Below are 14,239 nucleotides of genomic sequence, written 5' to 3' on the forward strand. Positions count from 1 at the left end.
TTCAGTCCTCGCTTGCTGGGGGCTTACCGGCCAAGGCGACGGCCTCGCCGACGGAGCCGGAGGTCGCGGCGACATAGACGATGTCGTCGGCTTGGACCACGGTCTTGCTCTCGGGCAGCAGGCCCTGGCCGAACCGGATGATGAACGCGACCCTGGCGCCGGTGTTCTGCTCCAGATCACGCACGGTACGGCCGTACCAGTCCTCGTGCAGAATCAGCTGGGCCACCGCGACGGTGCCCGTAGGATCGCGCCAGGTGGTGGTGCCGCCGTCGCCGATCAGGGTGGTCAGGAAGCGGTCGGTGGTCCAGGGCACGGTGGCGATGGTCGGGATGCCGAGACGCTCGTAGACGGCGGCGCGTTTGGCGTCGTAGATGCGGGCGACTACGCGCTGCACGCCGAACATTTCGCGGGCCACCCGCGCGGAGATGATGTTGGAGTTGTCGCCGGAGGAGACCGCGGCGAAGGCGTCGGCCCGCTCGATTCCGGCGCGGGTCAGCACATCCCGGTCGAAGCCGACCCCGATCACCCGCTCACCGGGGAAGTCCTCGCCGAGGCGCAGGAAGGCGCTTTGGTCCCGGTCGATCACGGTGACCTCATGGCCGACCCGGACCAGGGCGCGTGCCAGCGATGAGCCGACTCGTCCGCAACCCATGATCACTACGTACACCGTGCAACCTCGTTCCTGGAACCGTGTTCAATTGGCGGCACTCGGAGGACCTCCATGCTTATGCAAGCTTCCTCCTCCGGGCCATGAGCTCGCACTGCGGGGCGTTCGGTTTGCTATCTCCGGCATGGAACCGTACCCGTCAGATGTTCCCAAGCCCCAATTTCCCTTACACGCGCCGACCAAACATACGGCCCCTGCCAGCCGGGGCAGCGCTCCACCCTGCGGGGATCTATGCTCGCTCCAGTGTCCAAGTTGACGACGGCAGCCAAACGTGTGCTGCTGGGCAGGCCTTTCCGTAGCGATGCGCTGGGCCATACCCTGCTGCCGAAGCGGATCGCGCTCCCCGTGTTCGCCTCTGACGCGATGTCCTCCGTGGCGTACGCGCCGGAAGAAATCTTCCTCGTCCTTTCAGCGGCCGGTATCTCGGCCTACGTGTACACGCCCTGGGTCGGTCTGGCCGTCGCATTCGTGATGGCGGTGGTGGTCGCCAGCTACCGGCAGAACGTGCACGCCTACCCCTCCGGTGGCGGTGACTACGAGGTGGCCACCACGAATCTGGGGCCCAATGCCGGGCTCACCGTCGGCAGTGCGCTGCTGGTGGACTATGTGCTCACGGTGGCGGTGTCGATCTCCTCGGCGGCGTCGAATATCGGGTCCGCGATTCCGTTCGTTGCCACGCACAAGGTGCTGTTCGCCGTCGTCGCCATTGTCGTGCTGACATCGATCAATCTGCGCGGCATCCGGGAATCCGGTGTCGCCTTCGCGATTCCGACCTATGCCTTCATCTTCGGCATGTTCGCGATGCTCGGATGGGGGCTATTGCGCATCTTCGTCTTCGGTGACGATCTGCGCGCCGAATCGGCGGGCTTCCAGCTCAATGCCGAGGACGAGCACCTCTACGGGCTGGCGTTCACTTTCCTGATCGCGCGGGCGTTCTCCTCCGGCTGTGCCGCGCTGACCGGTGTCGAGGCGATCAGCAATGGTGTGCCCGCATTCCGGAAGCCCAAGTCGCGCAATGCCGCGACCACCCTACTGATGCTCGGCAGCATCGCGATCGCACTGTTGATGGGCATCATCATCCTGGCCCAGAAGATCGGGATCGTGTACGCGCACGATGAATCCGACCTGGTCGGTGCGCCCGCGGACTACCACCAGAAGACGCTGATCGCGCAGTTGGCCGAGACCATATTCCACGGATTCCCGATCGGGTTCTACTTCATCACCACCGTGACCGCGCTGATCCTGGTGCTCGCGGCGAATACCGCGTTCAACGGATTCCCGGTGCTGGGTTCGATTCTGGCGCAGGACCGGTACCTGCCCCGGCAGTTGCACACCCGTGGCGACCGGCTGGCGTTCAGTAACGGCATCCTGTTCCTGTCCGGTGCGGCCGTCGCGTTCGTGGTGGTGTTCGGGGCCGAGGTGACCAAGCTCATCCAGCTGTACATCGTCGGCGTCTTCGTCTCGTTCGTGCTCAGCCAGACCGGCATGCTGCGGCACTGGACCCGGTTGCTGCGCACCGAAACCGACCCCGCGCAGCGGGCCAGAATGATGCGTTCGCGGGTGATCAACGCGATCGGGCTCAGCGCCACCGGGACGGTGCTGGTCATCGTGCTCATCACCAAGTTCTTCGCCGGTGCCTGGATCGCGATCTGCACCATGGTGGCCATCTTCGTCGTGATGAAACTCATTCGTCGGCACTACGATTCGGTGTCCCGTGAGCTCGACGAGCACGAGTGGGACGGAGTGCTCCCGAGCCGCTCACATTCGATCGTGCTGGTGTCCAAACTGCACCTGCCGACGCGTCGGGCGCTGGCCTATGCCCGCGCCACTCGTCCGGACACCTTGGAGGCGGTGACGGTGAACGTCGACGAGCCCGACACCAGGGTGCTGGTGCGGGAGTGGGAACGCAGCGATATCACCGTGCCGCTCAAGGTGATCGAATCGCCCTATCGCGAAATCACCAAGCCGGTACTGGATTACGTCAAGCGGGTGCGCCGGGATTCGCCGCGCGATGTGGTGACCGTATTCATTCCGGAGTACGTGGTCGGGCACTGGTGGGAGCAGATTCTGCACAACCAGAGCGCCCTGCGGCTCAAGGGCAGGCTGCTCTTCGAGCCCGGTGTGATGGTGACGAGCGTGCCGTGGCAGCTGACCTCGTCCGCGAAGGCCAGGCAGGCGGGTGTGGTGAACGCACCGGGCGCGGTGCGACGTGGGTACGGGGACCGAGGGTGACCGACTGGCGCGGAACGACTTTCGAGGTACGGCTCGGGCCGCCCGGGCACGGCGGATTCTGCGTCGCCCGGCATGAGGGCCGGGTCGTCTTCGTCCGGCACGGGCTGCCCGATGAATTGGTTCGGGTGCGGGTCACCGAGGACCGCGGCGGTTCGTTCTGCCGGGCTGATGCGATCGAGATCCTGGAGGCATCCCCGGATCGCATTCCGGCCACCTGCCCGGTCTCCGGTCCCGGCGGCGCGGGCTGTTGCGATTTCTCCTTCGCCACCCCGGCGGCTCAGCGCGCACTGAAGGCGGCGGTGGTCGCCGAACAGTTGCGCCGCATCGCCGGAATCGACCGCGATATCACCGTGGAGCCGATCGCCGGATATCCCGCCGACGCCACTAGCGGCTGGCGCACTCGGGTCCGGTTGGCGGTCGACGCCAACGGCCGAGCTGGCGTGCACGGCTATCGCAGTACCGAGGTGATCACCGATCTGCGCTGCCCGCAACCTGTTTCGGGTGCGATGGACGGTATCGGCGATCGATTGTGGACGCCCGGTGCGGATCTGGTGATCGCGGTGGACGGCGATGGGATGCGGCATATCGTCGAGCTGGCCCCGTCGGCCCCGGCCGGTCGTGCTGAGCGTGGGGGTGAACGACCCGCGGTGCGCGGTGGGCGTGGCGGGAACCGGCGTGCTGCTGCCGATCGGGACCACCGTGGCGGGCGTCGTGGTGCGGGCCGGGGCCGGGACGGGCGTCATGGTCGCGGCGACCGCAGCGGTGACCCGCAGTGGCGCCGCATAGATGATCGAGACGGCGGAGATGATCGATCCCGGGGTGATGATCGCGGCGGGGCAGGTCGGGATCATCGTGGGGAAAGGCCATCACACGGCCGCGAGTGGGATCACGGGGACGATTGGAGCGGCGGTCACGGTCGGGCGCGCGGGATCGGCGATCACGGGGCCGATCAGCTCGGATCGGCGGAGCATGAGGGGGATCGGCGGCGGGCTTCGGCCCGGCGTGCGGCGGCGCATGCGGCGCGGGACGAGTGGGTGCTCGGGGGTAGTGGGCGGACGGTCGAGTATGTGGCCGGGCGACGGTGGGAGCTGTCCGCAACCGGATTCTGGCAGGCGCATCGCGGTGCGGCGCAATGCTATTCGGATCTGGTAGCGGGGTGGGCCGGACTCGGTCACGGGGAGCGGGCGTGGGATCTGTACAGCGGCGTCGGGGTGTTCGCGGCCCGGCTCGCCGACCAGGTCGGTCCGACCGGCTCGGTACTCGCGGTGGAATCGGCGCGGTCCGCGGTGGCCGACGGCGCCGCGGTCCTGCGGGATCTGCCGTGGCTGGACTTGCGTGCCCAGCGCGTCGAGCACTGGCTGGCCGAACACGCCAGCAGTGCCGCTCCGGATGTGGTTGTGCTGGATCCGCCGCGCGCGGGCGCGGGCAAGGAAGTCGTCACCGCGGTGACCACCAGCGGCCCGGTCCGCATCATCCATGTCGGTTGCGACCCGGCGTCTTTCGCCCGCGATCTCGGCCTTTACCAGGCAGCGGGCTACCAGCTCGCCGACCTGCGCGCCTTCGATGCGTTCCCCGCCACCCACCACGTCGAATGCCTCGCCCTGCTGGAACGCTGAACATCGCCTCGCGATGACGCCGGGGGATTCGGCGTTTCATGCCGCGTCGACCCGACTGGCAGGCGGCAACGGAAGGTCAACGGAATCCTTAGCGGCCAACCTCCACTCGACCTCGAGCCGTCCGCTATTGCTCATCCCGGGAGCGGCTGCGGTTGATCCGACGTGGTTGTCCAGGTGCGCGATCGGCTGGCCGAGTGCAGTGCGTAGCGGTGAACAGCGCCGGTCGCGATGCGGGCGGGAACTGCCCAGCCATCAAGCCGAAGCCGGTCGGTACCGGATCGCGACGGTGCTCGGGGGATTCGAAGAGGCTGGTCAGAGGCATCGGCCAGCGCTCGGCTCAGTCTTCGTAGACGGGTGGGCGGCGGTCGCGGCGGGCACGGATGGCCTCGTCGAAGTTCTCGGTGGTGAGGCGAACGTAGAGCTGGGACATGCCTTCATGCTGCATATGGGATTCGAAGCCGCTGGCCTCCATACCGCTCCACAGCATGCGCTTGGTGAGTTCGGTGCCGACCCGGCTGAAGCTGATAATTCGTTCGGCCAGGTCATAGCAGGTGTCGAGGAGTTTGGCGGTCGGGACGGTGCGCGAGACCAAACCGATGCGTTCGGCCTCGACCGCGTCGATATCCCGGCCGGACAACATGATTTCGAAGGCGCGCGAGGCGCCGATGGCGCGCGGCAGCAGATAGCTGATGCCCAATTCCGCTGAGGTGAGGCCGTTATTGATCCCGGCGGCGCGAAAGTAGGCGTCCTCGCCCGCGATTCGGATATCGGTGGCGACGCTGAGACAGAATCCGCCGCCGATTGCCGCGCCGTTGATCGCGCCGATGACCGGTTGGTTCATCCGCCGCAGGGCGATCATCACATCGTTGAGCAGATCCATCGAGCGCCGGGCGACGCTGGTCTTGGTCAGCCCCTCGGTATTGGGTACCTTGCCCGCGCTCTGCAGGTCGGCACCGGAGCAGAAGCCTTCGCCCGCCCCGGTGAGCACCACGACCCGCACCTCGTTATCGGCACTGACCTCTTCGAGGGCCTGCCGCAGCGGGATCATCACATCGAAGGCCATCGCGTTCATTCGTTCCGGCCGATTGAGCGTGACCAGCGCGACCTGCGGCCGCGGTTTGTCGATGAGCACGAATGGCATGCGGACCCCTAACCAGACAGGTGAAGCCCTCACTATACCCAAGCAAGCGTTAGGTTAGAGAGCGAGTGAGATGCCAGGTCGCGCGGATGGTCGCCGAGATTTCGGATTCGCCGAGCTCGACCGGAACCGGAGCCCCGCCGAAGCCCTCGTTCATTGGGGCCGCCACCGCCATCAGCCGGGGCGTGGCGGGCACCGCGGAGGTGGTGTTCTCGGTGATCTCGACGACCGGTCCGAGGGTGCGCTGCGCGCGGCCCGCGTACTGCTGGGCCTTGGCGAGTGCGTTGTCCCATGCGGCATCTCGGGCCCGGGCGAGCAGGCTCTCCTGATCGGCGAAGCCGAGATCGAGCCCGCCGAGGCGCACATCGTCACCACCCGCGTCGACGCAGTTGGCGATGATCGTGGCGGGGCCGGGATCGGCTGTTTCGCCGATATCGCGCAGGACAACGGTGAGGTCGGTGGTCGCGACGTATCCGGTGATCTTGGAGCCCCCACCCTCCACCCACACGGTCTCGGTGCGCACCGACAGCCCGCTGGTGGCGATATCAGTGCCCGCAATGCCGTCGGAGCGCAGCGAATCGGTGACGGCGGCGACGCGCTCACCGGCCTGGCCGTAGGCGAGGGCGACCTTGCTGGCCCGGGTCTCGATGGAGATGGTGACCCGCATGAGATCCGGCGTGGCGCGAGCGGTGCCGTACCCGAAGGTAGTGACCGTGCCGGTGTCGTCGTCGGACTGCTTCTTGCTCACGGCGTCTCCTGACTTGATGGCTTCAGATGCGAAACGGTCGATGCCACGGAAATGTCCCCGGGCCACGGTCACCTCAATAGTCGCCGCCACGGACGGCGATCGCTCGTACCGCTGTGTGCATCTGTGCGTAGGCGCCCGCGGCGAGTCGTTCGAGCAGGGCGAGCTTGATCTGCGGTGCTTGTTCGGTGAGCGTGTCGAACCGCTCGGGGCGGAGCACCGCGACGCGGACTGCGGTTTCCGCGCAGACGTCGTTCACGAAGGGCGTACCGAGGAGCATCGGAACCTCGCCGAACGACATTCCGGGCGACAGGGAGATCAGGCGAAGGGGGTGGGCATCGGTGCCTTCGAAGGTGATCCGGACTCGGCCCTCCAGGATCAGATACAGCCCCGAGCGTCTACTGCCGCGTTCGGCGATCAACTCGCCACGTGCGATAGTGCGCACCTCGAAATCCTTGGCCAGCCGGGCCCGGTCGTCAGGAGCCAGCGCGGCGAGTGCGGGATGGTCCTCGATCGGCAGTGACGTGCACGCGGGTTCGTCCTCGCGCCGGTGGTGTGCGAGGACGATGTCCTCGCACCATTCCGTGGCGGTATCGCGATCGACGAATACCAGCCCGCGCGGGTCGGCCGGATCCAGACTGGAGACCAGATGGCCGAGTTTGCCGTCCGGGTCGACGATGGCGACGCGGCAGCCAGCGGCGGCGAGTTCGGTCTGCAGGGCGTCGAGCATCTGCACCGCGATCGTGCTCACCTCGTCGACCCGGCGCAGGTCGACGACCAGCGCCACTAGTTCCCGCGCCTGTTCCTCGATCTCGCGCACTGCCCGCTCCGCACCGGCGAACAACAGGTCGCCGTGCAGTTCGTAGACCCGTGCCCGGTGCCCGTGCGCGGCGAGCAGGTCCAATTCCTCGGTGGTGCGGCGCAATCGCGACGGCACCTCGGCCACCGAGTAGGCGGCGCGGATCGCGGTGCGCGCCGCCCGCGTGACGTGTAGGAAGTGCAGTTCGAGGCGCTGCGACAGGGCGCGGCAGGCGGTGACACCGCGCACGCTGTTGCCGTGCCGATCCAGCCGGGGAGAGTAGACGGCGATGCCGATCTGGCCGGGCAATACCGCCAGGATGCCGCCGCCGACACCGCTCTTGGCGGGTAGGCCGACGGTGGTCACCCAGTCGCCCGCGGCGTTGTACATGCCGCAGGTGGTCATCACGCTGAGCACGCGTTCGGTCAGTACGGCGGTCAGGGCGCGTTCCCTGGTCAGTGGGTTGACTCCGTTATTGGCCAGCGTGGCCGCCATCAGCGCGAGGTCGCGGCAGGTGATATCGATCGAGCACTGCCGGAAGTACCGGTCGACCGCCTCGTCCGGATCGGATTCGATGATGCCGAACGAGCGCAGCATGTAGCCGATGGCGCGGTTGCGGAAACCGGTGCGCGCCTCCGAGGCGTATACCGCCTCGTTCATGGTGAGCACACGCCCGGCGAAGCGGGAGTAGCAGTGCCGGATGCGTTCGAATCGGTCGGCGGGGTCGCGGCCGGTGATCAGTGCGGCCGCGGTGATGGCGCCCGCGTTGATCATCGGATTGCGCGGGCGCTCGGTCACCGGGTCCAGGCTGATCTCGTTGAACGCGTCGCCGGAGGGTTCGACATCGATATGCTCGTCGACGGTCTCGATGCCTCGATCGGCCAGTGCGAGCGCGTAGGTGAAGGGTTTGGAGATCGACTGAATGGTGAACTCGGTGTTGACGTCACCGGTGCCGTAGACTCGTCCGTCCGCGGTGGCCAGGCACAGTCCGAACGAATCCGGTTGCACCGCAGCCAGTTCGGGAATGTAGTCGGCGAGATCTCCGGAGTCGTCGGCGCGACAGAGCTGGTAGACATCGGTGACTATGCGCGCCACGACACCGGGGTCGACCGTTTGCGGAACCATCTGCTCGGGCAGGGCCACGGGTCCACTCTAAGCTGGGTAACGTTGACCGCGGTCGCCGGACTCGTCCGCCCGAGCGTGTCGTGGAATGGGCTGGCGATTCGTGTGGAGGCTCACACTTTTGCGCGAAGTCGGCTGGTGGCGGGCCGTTGTCGTGCGATGGCACTGCAGCGGCTCCGTAGACTGATCGGATCAGATGCGCTATCCGGAGGGAGCGAGTTCACGTGGGAGTGCTTTCCCGGGTCGATACACCCGAAGACCTGCGACGGCTCACCGTTGCCGAATTGGGTGAACTGGCGGAGGAGATTCGCGAGTTCCTGGTGCAGAAGGTCGCCGTCACCGGCGGGCACCTCGGCCCCAATCTCGGTGTGGTCGAGTTGACCATCGCACTGCACCGGATCTTCGACTCGCCGGCCGACCCGTTGATCTTCGACACCGGGCACCAGGCCTACGTGCACAAGATCCTCACCGGCCGCAAGGAACAGTTCGACACGCTGCGCAAGCAGGGTGGACTGTCCGGCTACCCGAGCCGATCCGAGAGCGCCCACGACTGGGTCGAATCCTCACACGCCTCGGCGTCGCTGTCCTATGCCGACGGCCTGGCGAAGGCGTTCGCGCTGACCGGTCAGAACCGGCATGTGGTCGCCGTGGTCGGCGACGGCGCGCTCACCGGCGGCATGTGCTGGGAGGCGCTGAACAATATCGCCGCCGCGCCGGACCGTCCGGTTGTCGTGGTGGTCAATGACAACGGCCGCTCCTATGCGCCGACCATCGGCGGCCTCGCCGACCGATTGACCGCACTGCGCACCCAGCCTGCCTACGAGCACGCGCTGGACGCGGGCAAGCGGATTCTCAAGAGCATCCCGCGCGTCGGCGAATCCGCGTACTCGATGGTCCATGCGGTGAAGGCCGGGATCAAGGACGCGGTGAGTCCGCAGGAGCTGTTCAGCGACCTCGGACTGAAGTATGTCGGCCCCGTGGACGGACACGACACCGTCGCGTTGGAGGCGGCGCTGCGTCGGGCGAAGGACTTCGGCGGGCCGGTCGTTGTGCATGTCGTGACGCAGAAGGGGCGCGGATACTCACACGCCGAGAACCACGTCGCCGATCAGATGCACGCCTGCGATCCGATCGACCCGCTCACCGGACGCCCGCTGGGCGGGCCGAAGGCACTCGGCTGGACCTCGGTGTTCTCTCAGGAGCTGATCGCGCATGCGGAGAAGCGCGATGACATTGTCGCGATCACCGCGGCCATGCCGGGACCGACCGGCCTCGCGGCCTTCGGGGAACGGTTCCCGGAGCGGATGTTCGATGTCGGCATTGCCGAACAGCATGCGATGGCCTCGGCGGCCGGACTCGCCCTCGGCGGTATGCATCCGGTGGTGGCCATCTATTCGACGTTCTTGAACCGCGCGTTCGATCAGTTGCTGATGGATGTCGCGCTGTTGAAGCAGCCGGTGACCGTGGTGCTCGACCGCGCCGGCATAACCGGCCCGGACGGCGCGTCGCACAACGGGATGTGGGATCTGTCCGTGCTCGGAATCATCCCGGGTATGCGCGTTGCGGCCCCGCGCGATGCGGCGACGCTGCGTGAGGAATTGGCCGAGGCGCTGGCGGTGAGCGACGGACCCACCGCCATTCGGTTCCCGAAGGGCAGTGTGGCCGAGGATATTTCGGCCGTCGAGCGGCTCGATGGGGTCGATGTGCTACGGCTGCCCGAGCGTGAGGGTGGCTCTGCCCGAGCGCAGCGCGGTGATGTGCTGCTGGTCGCGGTCGGGCCCTTCGCCTCGACCGCGGTGGAGGTGGCGGATCTGCTGGATCCGGAAGGTATTTCGGTCACCGTCATCGACCCCCGGTGGGTGCTGCCGGTCTCGGATACCGTGGTCAAACTCGCCGAAAACTACCGTCTCGTAGTGACTCTGGAAGACGGCGGTCTGCACGGTGGCATCGGCTCCACCGTTTCCGCTCGGCTGCGCTCCGCGGGTCTGGATGTTCCCACCCGCGATCTCGGTGTGCCCCAGCACTTCCTGGATCACGCCTCGCGCAATCAGGTGCACGAGGAACTCGGTCTGACCGCTCCCGATATCGCCCGCCGCATCTCCGGCTGGCTCGACGCGCGCTGAGCGCACGGCGCCCATCCCGGTTCCGATAGTCAGCGTGCGGCGTTACGGCAATGCGACGCACCGCCTTTCACCCGGATCCCACAGGCATCCATAGAGCACCAGGTGCGGCCGCGGTTGCGGGAGTGGTCGTAGAAGGCCCAGCGGCGGCTGGGTTCTCGGCGAGACCAGGTGCCTGCCGCGACGGCGGTGGCGACATCCGTCGGCAGGAGCGTCACCCCGGCGCACGACAATTCGTCCATGCACGTCTTCCTGCATGCCGACGGCAGCCGCTTCGTCCGGATCCGCGACACACTGCCGCATGAGCTCGCGGACGCGTTCGGCGCGAGCATGGAACACGGGCTGTCGCTGCTCGAGCAGACCGTGGAGCGTGCGGCCGCGGCCGAGCAATGGGGGCATTGCCGCTGGCGCAGTGCGGGCGAATCGCCGGGGGCACTCAGCTAGTGACGCACCGCACGATCGCGTGACGCGCTCGCCTGCCTGGGCGTGGTCCGGGGTGCAGAGTGGCCGGTGGCGGCACTCGTGAATTGTGGGCCGCTACCCTTCGCCGTCGGCGACAGCGCATCAGCAATCGACTCTAGGTAGATGGTGGCTGCGAAACCGCCGATCCACTCGTCTCGACGACGTGCCCACTGGCTGAAGCGGGTCGTGGGGCTATGCGTCGGGTGTCGGCGTCAGAGCGGCCGTAAGCCCGGGAACCGCGAGTTCATGCTGCCAAGGCCGGGCGCCACCCGATTTCAGGAACCCATCGATCGCGGCCGAGAGATCCGCCGCATCGCCGACTCGGTCGTAATCCGGCAGCCCGTCCCAGCACAATCTGCGCACCAGGTCGGGGGAGAGCAGATTCTCCACCGGGATCGCGTATTCGGTGGACAGCTCACTCATTGCCGCGCGCGCCCTGGCCAGTCTGGCCGCGGCCGCGGGGTCGCGACGCTCCCACCGGTTCACCGGCGGCGGTCCGTCGAACGGTTGGGTCAAGGGTGGCAGTTCGGTATCGGGCAGGCCGCGGCCGCGGTCGACAGCTGCGAGCCAGTCGCGGGAGTAGCGGCGCTGGCGGGGTCCGCCGAAGACCGGGAGCGTGCGCAACTGGGCGATGGTGCGCGGTTCGGCATTCGCGGCGGCGATGATCGCGGCGTCCGGCAGGATGCGGGCGGGTGCGACGTCGCGGGTGCGGGCCAGGGTGTCCCTGGTGTTCCACAGTTCGCGCACGATCGCCAATTGGCGGGCGCGGCGCAGGGTGTGGATGCCGGAGGTGCGCCGCCACCGGTCGGCCTTCGGCGTACCGGGTTCGGTGATCCGGACGTGCTCGAATTCCTGTGCCGCCCAGTCGGTCTTGTGTTGGGCCGCCAGCGAGGCGGCCACCTCGTCACGCAGCTCGAGCAGCAATTCCACATCGAGGGCCGCGTAGTTCAGCCAATCCTCGGGCAGCGGCCGCGTGGACCAGTCGGCCGCGCCGTGACCCTTGCGCAGGGCGCGGCCGAGCAGTCGCTCCACCATCGCCGCCAGTCCGACGCGTTCGAAGCCGGCCAGCCTGCCGCCCAATTCCGTGTCGAACAGGCGCGCGGGCCGCAGTCCGAGTTCGGCGAGTCCGGGCAGATCCTGGTCCGCCGAATGCAGCACCCATTCCAGTTCGTTGATCGCTTCGGCCAGCGGTGCGAGTGCGTCGGTGACCGGGATCGGATCGATCAGGAAGGTGCCCGATCCCGCGCGCCGCAACTGGATGAGGTAGGCGCGGGCCGAGTACCGGAATCCGGAGGCGCGCTCGGCGTCCACGGCCAGCGGTCCGGTGCCCGCGGCGAGGCGGGCGGCGGCATCGGCGACCGCGGCGGCGGTGACGAGCACGGGAGGCACACCTTCGGCAGGCACGAGCAGCGGTTCGGCTGTGCTGTCTTCGGCGGTGTTGCTCGGTTCGGACTCGTCTGCTACCGACATAAACCTGAACTTTACGTGGCGATCAGGTGTGGTCGTTGCTGGTATAGGACTCCGGCCGCAGATGTGTGATTCCGGCGGGCGGCAAACCGGCCGCATAGGCGAGTACTTCGCAGAAGCCTTCCACATGTGGGCGCATCTCGGTGGTCATCGCGGTCCAGGAGGCGCGCAGTTCCAGCTGGTGCGCGCGCGGGGGTCCGGCGATATCGCCGTAGCGCACCGAACTGGTGGAGGTGACGGTGCCGCCGAGCGCGGTGAACGGCTCGCCACGGGACTCGAGCGCGTCGACCAGCCAGCTCCAGGCGACCTCGGGCAGCAGCGGGTCGGTGGCGAGCGCGGCATCGATATCGGCCTGGATATAGGCGACCAGACGGAATACACCGTGCCAGGCATCGTCACCGTCGGGATCGTGCAGCAGGATCAGCCTGCCGAAGGCATCGCCCTCGGAATCGATCGGTACCACAGTGGTTTCGGGATGTGTGACTTCCGCGCCTAGTGCATAGGAATACGGTGCCAGGCGTTGTGGGGGGCGGATCGGTGCCAGCTCGATTCGAGGGTGCACAGTTGCGGTACCCATCGCATCGACCGCGGCGCGAAACTGAGCTGGCTCGCCGTTGGGTCCTTCGGTCGGTGCGGCTCCGTCGCGAAAGTCGAGCGGTGTCACGCAACCGACGGTAGACCTTGTGCGCCCGGGGCGGTCGGAGGCGCGCCGGATTCCCGCTCCGAGCGGGCGAACATCGCCCTTCGGTGACCCGGCACCCGGCCGCGCGGGGGCGGGGCGCGAGCCCGCATACGATAGCGGTGATGAGCACTCACACCCGCCGCCGGTTGACCGATGCCCCGTTCCTGGCCGCCGCCACCGGCGCCGAACCCACCCGTCGGCCGGTGTGGTTCATGCGTCAGGCCGGACGGTCGCTGCCCGAGTACCGCGAATTGCGCAAGGGCATCGGGATGCTCGAGTCCTGCTTCGATCCAGAGCTGGTGTGTGAGATCACCATGCAGCCGATCCGGCGTCACGGTGTCGATGCGGCGATCTTGTTCTCCGATATCGTCGTTCCATTGAAGGCCGCGGGCATCGACCTCGATATCGTCGCCGGTGTCGGGCCGGTGATCGCATCGCCGGTGCGGACCATCGCGGATGTGCGGGCGCTGCCTCGGCTGCGGCCCGAAGAGGTGGGCGCGGTTACCGACGGCGTGCGGCTGCTGACCGACGCGCTCGGCGAGACGCCGCTGATCGGATTTGCCGGTGCGCCGTTCACGCTTGCGTCGTATCTGGTCGAGGGTGGTCCGAGTAAGAACCACGAGCGCACCAAGGCGATGATGCACGCCGATCCGACGACCTGGCACGAACTGCTCGGCATCCTGACCGATATCACCGTCGCGTTCCTGCAGGCGCAACTGACCGCCGGTGTCGACGCGGTGCAATTGTTCGATTCCTGGGCCGGGGCGCTGTCGCTTGCCGACTATCGCGAATTCGTGCTGCCGCATTCGGAGCGGGTCTTCGCCGAGGTCGCCGCGGCCGGCGTGCCCCGGATCCACTTCGGGGTCGGGACCGGGGAACTGCTCGGTGCGATGGGTGAGGCGGGCGCCGATGTCGTCGGTGTCGACTGGCGGGTGCCACTGACCGAGGCGGTGCGCCGAGTCGGACCAGGAAAGGCCTTGCAGGGCAACCTGGATCCCGCCGTGCTGTTCGCCGGATCCGCCGCGATCGAGGCCGAGGCGCGGCGCATCGCGCACGAGGCCGATGAGGCGATCACCATGGGTGCGGCCGGTCATATCTTCAACCTCGGGCACGGTGTGCTGCCCGAAACCGATCCGGGTGTGCTCACCGCGCTGGTGCAACTCGTTCACGAACTGTGACCTAGCTGGTC

12 protein-coding genes are annotated in these 14,239 nt (G+C 67.5%); 5 read left to right on the forward strand and 7 right to left on the reverse strand.

Features of this window, described 5'->3' with window-relative positions; all coding sequences use genetic code 11:
• Position 1: 1 nt before the first annotated feature.
• Entirely contained in the window at positions 2 to 667 is a 666-nt protein-coding gene (locus ABZW16_RS00260; protein WP_354950541.1) for a TrkA family potassium uptake protein, read from the reverse strand.
• 243 nt (positions 668 to 910) lie between these two features.
• On the opposite strand from ABZW16_RS00260, the gene ABZW16_RS00265 reads away from it, so the two are divergent.
• Positions 911 to 2,899 carry an APC family permease gene (locus ABZW16_RS00265; protein ID WP_354950543.1) on the forward strand — a complete coding sequence of 663 codons (1,989 nt, stop codon included), beginning with the start codon at positions 911 to 913 and terminating at the stop codon, positions 2,897 to 2,899.
• A complete protein-coding gene (locus tag ABZW16_RS00270; RefSeq protein WP_354950545.1) occupies positions 2,896 to 4,515 on the forward strand; it encodes a TRAM domain-containing protein in 1,620 nt (539 codons plus the stop codon). The genes ABZW16_RS00265 and ABZW16_RS00270 overlap by 4 nt, the downstream gene beginning before the upstream one ends.
• Positions 4,516 to 4,852: 337 nt before the next feature.
• Here ABZW16_RS00270 and ABZW16_RS00275 read toward each other — a convergent pair whose 3' ends face one another.
• From ABZW16_RS00275 to glsA, 3 genes are all read right to left on the reverse strand, one after another.
• Positions 4,853 to 5,656, reverse strand: coding sequence for an enoyl-CoA hydratase (locus tag ABZW16_RS00275; RefSeq protein WP_354950547.1), 804 nt, complete (start codon positions 5,654 to 5,656; stop codon positions 4,853 to 4,855).
• 49 nt (positions 5,657 to 5,705) lie between these two features.
• On the reverse strand, positions 5,706 to 6,401 hold the full coding sequence (locus tag ABZW16_RS00280; protein ID WP_354950549.1) for an SIMPL domain-containing protein: 696 nt from the start codon (positions 6,399 to 6,401) through the stop codon (positions 5,706 to 5,708).
• A gap of 73 nt (positions 6,402 to 6,474) precedes the next feature.
• Positions 6,475 to 8,322 (reverse strand): glutaminase A, encoded by a 1,848-nt coding sequence (glsA, locus tag ABZW16_RS00285; RefSeq protein WP_354950891.1) that lies wholly within the window; start codon positions 8,320 to 8,322, stop codon positions 6,475 to 6,477.
• A 221-nt stretch (positions 8,323 to 8,543) separates the two neighbouring features.
• Between glsA and dxs the strand changes: the two genes are divergently transcribed.
• Positions 8,544 to 10,442, forward strand: a complete 1,899-nt coding sequence (gene dxs, locus ABZW16_RS00290; RefSeq protein ID WP_354950551.1) for a 1-deoxy-D-xylulose-5-phosphate synthase — start codon at positions 8,544 to 8,546, stop codon at positions 10,440 to 10,442.
• Positions 10,443 to 10,471: 29 nt separating this feature from the next.
• Here the strand turns inward: dxs and ABZW16_RS00295 are convergent, their stop codons facing one another.
• Positions 10,472 to 10,681 carry a CGNR zinc finger domain-containing protein gene (locus ABZW16_RS00295; RefSeq protein WP_354950553.1) on the reverse strand — a complete coding sequence of 70 codons (210 nt, stop codon included), beginning with the start codon at positions 10,679 to 10,681 and terminating at the stop codon, positions 10,472 to 10,474.
• Here ABZW16_RS00295 and ABZW16_RS00300 point away from each other — a divergent pair.
• On the forward strand, positions 10,680 to 10,883 hold the full coding sequence (locus ABZW16_RS00300) for a hypothetical protein (protein ID WP_354950554.1): 204 nt from the start codon (positions 10,680 to 10,682) through the stop codon (positions 10,881 to 10,883). The genes ABZW16_RS00295 and ABZW16_RS00300 overlap by 2 nt on opposite strands.
• Before the next feature lie 210 nt (positions 10,884 to 11,093).
• Here ABZW16_RS00300 and ABZW16_RS00305 read toward each other — a convergent pair whose 3' ends face one another.
• A complete protein-coding gene (locus tag ABZW16_RS00305) occupies positions 11,094 to 12,371 on the reverse strand; it encodes an HRDC domain-containing protein (protein WP_354950556.1) in 1,278 nt (425 codons plus the stop codon).
• A 22-nt stretch (positions 12,372 to 12,393) separates the two neighbouring features.
• Complete coding sequence (locus ABZW16_RS00310) at positions 12,394 to 13,032, reverse strand: DUF3000 domain-containing protein (RefSeq protein ID WP_354950558.1); 639 nt, start codon at positions 13,030 to 13,032, stop codon at positions 12,394 to 12,396.
• 131 nt (positions 13,033 to 13,163) lie between these two features.
• On the opposite strand from ABZW16_RS00310, the gene hemE reads away from it, so the two are divergent.
• Positions 13,164 to 14,228, forward strand: a complete 1,065-nt coding sequence (hemE, locus tag ABZW16_RS00315; RefSeq protein ID WP_354950893.1) for a uroporphyrinogen decarboxylase — start codon at positions 13,164 to 13,166, stop codon at positions 14,226 to 14,228.
• The last annotated feature ends 11 nt before the right edge of the window (positions 14,229 to 14,239 follow it).

It is taken from the genome of Nocardia sp. NPDC004604 (assembly GCF_040609795.1).
Lineage (GTDB): Bacteria > Actinomycetota > Actinomycetes > Mycobacteriales > Mycobacteriaceae > Nocardia.

What these genes read in the sequence shown, in the direction of transcription:
- ABZW16_RS00275 (WP_354950547.1), bottom strand. Translation starts at nt 5,656, where the DNA reads ATGCCATTCGTGCTCATCGACAAACCGCGGCCGCAGGTCGCGCTGGTC.
- glsA (WP_354950891.1), bottom strand. Translation starts at nt 8,322, where the DNA reads ATGGTTCCGCAAACGGTCGACCCCGGTGTCGTGGCGCGCATAGTCACC.
- ABZW16_RS00300 (WP_354950554.1), top strand. Translation starts at nt 10,680, where the DNA reads ATGCACGTCTTCCTGCATGCCGACGGCAGCCGCTTCGTCCGGATCCGC.
- ABZW16_RS00295 (WP_354950553.1), bottom strand. Translation starts at nt 10,681, where the DNA reads ATGGACGAATTGTCGTGCGCCGGGGTGACGCTCCTGCCGACGGATGTC.
- ABZW16_RS00305 (WP_354950556.1), bottom strand. Translation starts at nt 12,371, where the DNA reads ATGTCGGTAGCAGACGAGTCCGAACCGAGCAACACCGCCGAAGACAGC.